Source organism: Spirosoma arboris (genome assembly GCF_009754945.1).
Classification (GTDB): domain Bacteria; phylum Bacteroidota; class Bacteroidia; order Cytophagales; family Spirosomataceae; genus Spirosoma; species Spirosoma arboris.
The window spans coordinates 1-778 of the sequence record NZ_WPIN01000069.1 but is presented as its reverse complement, the minus strand read 5'-3'; the positions used below and the strand labels follow the sequence as shown (position 1 = coordinate 778).

Annotated in this window: 1 protein-coding gene; it reads left to right on the top strand. The window is 46.0% G+C overall.

The features are described from left to right. The first annotated feature begins 211 nt into the window (after positions 1 to 211). Entirely contained in the window at positions 212 to 688 is a 477-nt protein-coding gene (locus GO755_RS40695) for a hypothetical protein (protein WP_157591175.1), read from the top strand. Positions 689 to 778: the final 90 nt, after the last annotated feature.

The following is a 778-nucleotide window of genomic DNA, read 5'->3' as shown; positions in this document are numbered from 1 at the left end:
GGTAAAACTCGGATTAAGGTCAGAGATGAGGCCGGAAAGCAACGAACTCCTTTTGCCATGCAGGTTAAGAAACTTGGTTAACTCCTAAAGCCTTAACACGCTACCCACAAAAACAGCTCCGCTGGTTCTACCAGAATGTTAGGCCTGTTTATGACTATCTAGCCAATAAGTCTAACTTTAGGGTTTTACCGCGCGCTAAATACGATCCTGGATGAGGTACTACCTAACTGGCCTATTGCTTTTCTTAGGGCTCCTGCCTACAGGGGGACATGCTCAACCCATAGAACCATCCCGGGGAGACAAGGTCATCGAATTAACCACCAGTCTATCCGATACGGCCATGTTCCGAACGATTGGCCGTATCTTAGTCGAGGAAGGTTACACCTATAAAGCGGACAAAACAGGGTTTATTTTTCAAACAGCGGAGAAACCACTCCCCGAATCGCCTGCTTTTCACTATTCGGTCACTATTGTCATTAACCAGAAGAAAATCAGGCTTACCGGGCTGCTCTATAATACCGTCAAGTTCATCCGTCGACGAAAACCTAAAGTGGATAAAGGAATACCCATTGACTTTCGAACGGGCAAAAATGATATGCGGGGTCCGGCTTTTAATCAGCTGGATGAATTAGCTCATTCGTTCACTACACCTCTGATTACCTCTATTACCGCCTATAGCCGGCGGTAAAATGAACTAAGTTACTCACAACGTATGGCCCAGGTTTTGTTCATCTTCCAATTTTTCGGACGCATCCTTAATGGCTTCCTCCACCGAGTG